Source organism: Burkholderia sp. Ac-20392 (genome assembly GCF_017104585.1).
GTDB classification, from domain to species: Bacteria; Pseudomonadota; Gammaproteobacteria; order Burkholderiales; family Burkholderiaceae; genus Burkholderia; species Burkholderia lata.
Genome location: NZ_JAAGPB010000526.1, coordinates 1 through 5,315, shown reverse-complemented (window position 1 = coordinate 5,315; position 5,315 = coordinate 1). Strand labels below are relative to the sequence as shown.

Below are 5,315 nucleotides of genomic sequence, written 5' to 3'. Positions count from 1 at the left end.
CACGCGGCGCCCCGTGAGCGGCACGACCGGAGCGCGCTCAGCCATTTGCCGGCTCCGATGCGGCCTGCGCCTGTGCCGCGCGATGCGCGTCGAGCGCGGAGAGATGCTCCTGCGCACGCGTGCGCAGCATCCGGCGCACGCGCGTCATGCCGACGTCGTGCTGGTACAGGTATTCGTGATCACGGGCATTCGGCGCGAGGCTTTCGAGGACGTAGCGGTCCTGCTCGAGCACGTCCCAGTGCAGGCCTTCGAGGCGGTTGCGGTACATGAAGCGCCACACGTCGCGCTGCCAGCCGCTGACCTTGCGCGTGCGCCAGAAGTAGACCTGGCAGTTGTCGCCGTCGACCGGCGTCGCGAAGCCGATGATCCCGAAGTTGCCGCCCGGGCCGAACTTCTGCTTGTACGGAATCGCGAGGCGCATCCACAGGCAGCCCGTTTCGCCGAGCTCGACCCAGTCGAAGTTCACGTCGCGCTGACCGATCTTCTCGAACATCAGGCCCGTTTCCGTCTTGCGCACGCGCATGTCGGCCTGCTTGTCGCCTTCGGCCATCGAGTGCGAGGTGGCGTGCAGGTACGCGCCGTGCATCGGGTCCATCACGTTGTCGATCGCGTACTGGTAATTGCACTTCCAGTTCGATACGCACAGGAAGTGGCCGTACGCGTCGTCGACCAGTTCCTCGGGCAGGTTCAGCGGCGCCGGCTCGCCGTGCGCTTCGTCGCCGAACCACAGGAAGATCGCGCCGGCCTTCTCTTCGACCGGATACGACTTCACGCACTTCGTGCCTTCGAGCGGACAGTTCGATACGGCCGGCACGCGGTTGACCGTGCCGCCGCCGTCGACTTCGATGCCGTGATACCAGCACGCGATGTTGCCGCCGAGGTTCCAGCCGAGCGACAGGCGCGCGCCGCGGTGCGGGCAGCGATCTTCGAGTGCGTGAACCTTGCCCTCGTGATCGCGCCACAGCACGATCTGCTCGGACAGGCGCGTGAGGCCGACCGGTGCATTCGACACCTGCCAGCTCGGCGCGACGGGATACCAGTAGTTCTTGATGCCGCGGTCGAGATAGGCACGGACCGGGTCGTGTTGTGCTGCGTGTTGTTCGGGGGACGTCATCAGTGTGCTCCGGATGCGGTTGTCGTCGGGTCGGCGGTCGGCGCTCAAGCGGTCATTCCGCGAGCGAGGCCATTTCGGCGCGGAAGCGCTCAGGTGTCCACACCGTGCCGTCCGGCGCGCGGAAGCCGATGCGGTTCAGGCCCGCGACGACATCGTCCAGCTCGATCGCGCCGGCTTCGAACACGCGTTCGAGCGCATCGCCGAGGTCGTTTTCGTACTGGGTTGGTGCGGCCTTGCGGTTCTGCCAGACCTGGTTCTCGACCTGGCCGGGGATTTCGATCTGCCCCTTGCCCGCGATGTTGTTCGGCTGCGGCGCCACCCACGGCTTCAGGAAGGGATTGAAGTTGACGGTCGCTTCTTTCATGTCATTCCACCTTGATCTGGATTTCCTCGCCGGCGAGACGCACCGCGTACTGCTTCAGTGCGCGTCCGCCCGGACCCTTCAGGCATTCGCCCGTCTTGATGTCGAACACGGCCTCGTGCAGCGGGCATTCGACCGTGCCTTCGTCGACGAACCCCTGCGTCAGCAGCGCGTACGCATGCGGGCATACGTTCTCGAGCGCATACACGTCGTCGCCGACGCGGTAGATCCCGATTTCGACGCCGTCGGTCCGCTTGAACTCGATCGGCGTGTCTTCCGACAGCGCGCCGGCGTGCCCGGCGCAAATCCATTGTTCAGACATCTCACACCCTTCCTTCTGATCGACTCTCGGTTTGTTCCGATTTGTTCCATACCCGGAACAACAGTTTATGGATGGTGATTATAGGAGTGACTTTCCACGAGTAAAACAAAAAGGTGCATGCCCTAGGGAAAACACTGACCGACGGGTCGGCGATCACGTACGCCCATCTCATTAAATGAAATTTTTTGTTATACGACGGGGATTTACCGGGTTTACGCGGGCTTCGCGCACCGCCGCCGGGCATTGGCCGGAAGCCCATCTGTCCCGAAAAAATTATTTTTGATCCAGTGCTTGACGCCTCTATACTCCATTCCATCAGAGGCACACTGTTCCTTATATGGAACATACGAATGCCCACTCGATGGCGAAACCGCGCGACGGCCGGCCGTTCCTGCGCATGCCGCCACGGCACGTTTTCATCAGGTTGGAGATTCAGGAGATCAAATGGTCAAGCACGCGGTAGCAGCAGCAGTGATCGGATTGGGCGCCGTGTCGGGCGCGTGGGCGCAGAGCAGCGTGATGCTGTACGGCAGCATGGATGCGGGCGTCGCGTACGTGAACAACGTCGGCGGCCATGCGAAGTGGGCGATGATCCAGGGCAATACGCAGCCCGATCGGTGGGGCCTGAAGGGCAAGGAAGACCTCGGCAATGGCCTGTCGGCGATCTTCCAGCTCGAAAACGGCTTCTATACGAACAACGGCCAGTTCGCGACCGCGAACACGATCTGGAACCGCGCGGCCTTCGTCGGCCTCAGCTCGGATCGCTACGGCACGCTGACGCTCGGCCGCCAGACGCCGCTGTCGTTCGACTATCTCGATCCGCTCAGCACGGCCTACCTCGCGATGAGCTGGTACGCGTTCCACCCCGGCAACATCGACGGGCTCGCCGCGACCGGCAACGTGCCGTACAACAACGCGGTCAAATACCGTTCGCCGACCTTCGCGGGCTTCTCGGCCGCGGCGACGATGGCGCTCGGCAACACGACGAACTTCTCGACCGGCAAGTCGGTCGGCGTCGCGCTGAACTATGCGAACGGGCCGTTCAAGGCGTCGGCCGTGTACTCGAACGAGCACGACCGCTCGATCCTGATCAGCACGACCGGCATCACGTCGTTCCAGGGGCAGAACACCGCGAACGGCTATACCGCGAACAAGGTCGAAAACATCGGCGCGGGCGCGTCCTACCAGTTCGGCGACTTCCTCGTGCACGGCCTGTACACGCGCACGAAGATGCAGTCGAACGGCTTTTCGGACACGTTCCAGAGCTACGACGCGGGTGTGAACTACCGCAGCAGCGCGTTCAACACGATCGCGGGCGGCGCGGCGACCACGACGCTGGCCGGCCGCCGCTGGACGCAGGTCGAGCTCGGCGACATCTATTCGTTGTCGAAGCGCACGCAGCTGTATGCGAACGTGCTGGTCGAACACGGGTCGGGCGGCGCGCAGGCCGCGTTCTTCACGGCTGGCGTGTCGAGCACCGCGAACCAGGTGATCGTGCTCACCGGCATCCACCACTCGTTCTGAACGAAGTCAGGCGTTCGCCGCCTGAAACGACAAGAGCGGCCCGCGGGCCGCTCTTTTTCTTTCGTGCATTGCATTTGCACGGCCGCCGGCCGCGCATCGGAACACTCAGAACATCGCGACCTTGTGGCGCGCGTGCGCGAATGTCGGATCGCTTTCGAGCGGACGATAGTTCAGCCGCTGTGACAGGTCGACCGCCGCGCCGCACACGGCTTCGACGAGCCGCTCCTTCTCGCGGGCCTCGCCGATCTCCGAGCGCGGCACCGTCGCGGTGATCGCCGCGACGATCGAGCCCGAATGATCGCGTACGGGCGCAGTGACCGCCGAAATGCCGCTCTCGAATGCCGCCTCGCTCATCGCGTAGCCGAGCCGCGCGTAATGGCGCACGCGTTCGTACAGTTCGTCGACGGTGCCCGGCGTGCGCTCGGTGAACTGCTCGAGCCGCTTTTCCGGATAGAGCTGGCGCAGCGCGTCGCGCGTCAGGTCGCCCATCAGCACGTGGCCGTGCACGGTCGCATGCGCGGGCAGGCGCGTGCCGACGTGCACCTTCACCGAACCGAACATCGACGCGTTGCTCTGCGCCTTCGCGACGAACACGACGTCGCGCTGGTCGCGGATCAGCAGATGCGTCGACAGGCCGGTCGCGTCGCGCAGCCGTTCGAGCACGGGCCCGCCGAGATCGGTCAGTTCGAGCGAATTCAGGTATTCGAAGCCGAGCCGCAGCACGCCGACGCCGAGCCGGAAATAACGGTCGCCATTCACGCGCTCGAGGAAACCGAGCGCTTCGAGGGTCTGCAGCAGGCGGAACGTGGTCGTGCGCGGAATGCCGATGCGCTTCGACAGCTCGGGCGCGCCGAGCACCGGCTCGCGCGCGGAGAATTCGGCGAGGATCCGCAGCCCGCGTTCGAGCCCCGGCACCAGATAGGACGACGCGCCGCCGGACGACTCGTCGTCGCCGGGCGCCGCGGATTCAGGTGCGTCGCTCATCGTTGTCTTGACCATGTGGACATGGACGGTAGGAAATCAGTCACGAAACAGGTCACGGATCGTCGTGGACGGGCGGTCATGCTACCTCGGCGCGCACGCAGGGTCGCACCCGCGCGCTTCGCCGCGACGCAGCATGCGCCGCCACGACTCCATGAAGAGTCATTCACGGTCGAGAGGATAGCAGTGATGGACAGCGCGACGCCATGCGGAAATCGCCGAACGGCCGGACAGCCGCCGCCCGGCCGTGTGCGCGGCGAGCGGCGAGCGGCGAGCGGCGAGCGGCAGAAGGATAGCGGTCGGCGCGGCATTCGACGTCGATGCGCCTACAGGCGCGACAGCAGAACCTTGATGTTCGCGCGGTCATACGTAAAGCCGCCGGCCGCGTCCGGCTCGAGCACCCGCGCAAGATCGACCGCATACATCCATCCGCTGCCCAGGCGGCCTCCGTTGATCGCCCGGATCCGGCTGCCGCCGACAGCGATCGCGGCATGAAAGACCGTACCGCCGCGCGAGAAGCCGACCGCGGTTCCCGCCGGAATGCTCGCGCGCCCGTCCCATTCACCGCCGGTCTCAAAGTTGAACCGGGTTCTCCAGTGCTGGCCGATCGTGTCGAGCAGCGCACCGGGCGTGATCATCGCGTCACCGCGCAGCAGATACCGGACATAGGCCGCAGCGTCGTAGCAGACACCGCCGGAAACATACTCGTTGATGTCGGCCATGCCGAACATCAGCGCCTGGGCGTGCTTCTGCCGTTCGGCGAAACCGGACTGGGCGACATGCCCGCCTAACTGGGACAGTTGCATGGGTGGCTCCTTGTGAAGAAGAAGGACGTCATCGTCCCTCCAACGCGATAACATCATATGTTATTACGATATTTACCCACCTCAGCGCCCCGCCCCGGACGTCACGGCATGCGCGCCCCCGAAGCCGGCGCAACGGCGGCCGCATCGGGATTCGGCGCGAGCCGCAGGCGCACGCGCAACGGCTGCAGCATGTCGGGCGGCGGCGGA

General features: G+C 65.0%; 6 protein-coding genes. 1 reads left to right on the top strand and 5 read right to left on the bottom strand.

Features of this window, described 5'->3' with window-relative positions; all coding sequences use genetic code 11:
- Positions 1–37: 37 nt before the first annotated feature.
- Genes G3N99_RS33760 through G3N99_RS33750 form a run of 3 tightly spaced genes read right to left on the bottom strand, consistent with a single transcriptional unit; the run spans position 38 to position 1,797 of the window.
- A complete protein-coding gene (locus G3N99_RS33760) occupies positions 38–1,114 on the bottom strand; it encodes an aromatic ring-hydroxylating dioxygenase subunit alpha (RefSeq protein WP_206124534.1) in 1,077 nt (358 codons plus the stop codon).
- A gap of 52 nt (positions 1,115–1,166) precedes the next feature.
- Positions 1,167–1,478: a recombinase-like helix-turn-helix domain-containing protein gene (locus G3N99_RS33755; RefSeq protein WP_174944238.1), complete on the bottom strand. Its 312-nt coding sequence runs from the start codon at positions 1,476–1,478 to the stop codon at positions 1,167–1,169.
- Between the two features lies 1 nt (position 1,479).
- Positions 1,480–1,797, bottom strand: coding sequence for a non-heme iron oxygenase ferredoxin subunit (locus G3N99_RS33750; protein ID WP_006489883.1), 318 nt, complete (start codon positions 1,795–1,797; stop codon positions 1,480–1,482).
- Between the two features lie 444 nt (positions 1,798–2,241).
- On the opposite strand from G3N99_RS33750, the gene G3N99_RS33745 reads away from it, so the two are divergent.
- On the top strand, positions 2,242–3,321 hold the full coding sequence (locus tag G3N99_RS33745) for a porin (protein ID WP_174946699.1): 1,080 nt from the start codon (positions 2,242–2,244) through the stop codon (positions 3,319–3,321).
- Between the two features lie 105 nt (positions 3,322–3,426).
- Here G3N99_RS33745 and G3N99_RS33740 read toward each other — a convergent pair whose 3' ends face one another.
- Positions 3,427–4,320 carry an IclR family transcriptional regulator gene (locus G3N99_RS33740; RefSeq protein ID WP_206124533.1) on the bottom strand — a complete coding sequence of 298 codons (894 nt, stop codon included), beginning with the start codon at positions 4,318–4,320 and terminating at the stop codon, positions 3,427–3,429.
- A gap of 308 nt (positions 4,321–4,628) precedes the next feature.
- On the bottom strand, positions 4,629–5,108 hold the full coding sequence (tecA, locus tag G3N99_RS33735) for a type 6 secretion system effector deamidase TecA (RefSeq protein WP_174944232.1): 480 nt from the start codon (positions 5,106–5,108) through the stop codon (positions 4,629–4,631).
- Positions 5,109–5,315 lie beyond the last annotated feature (207 nt).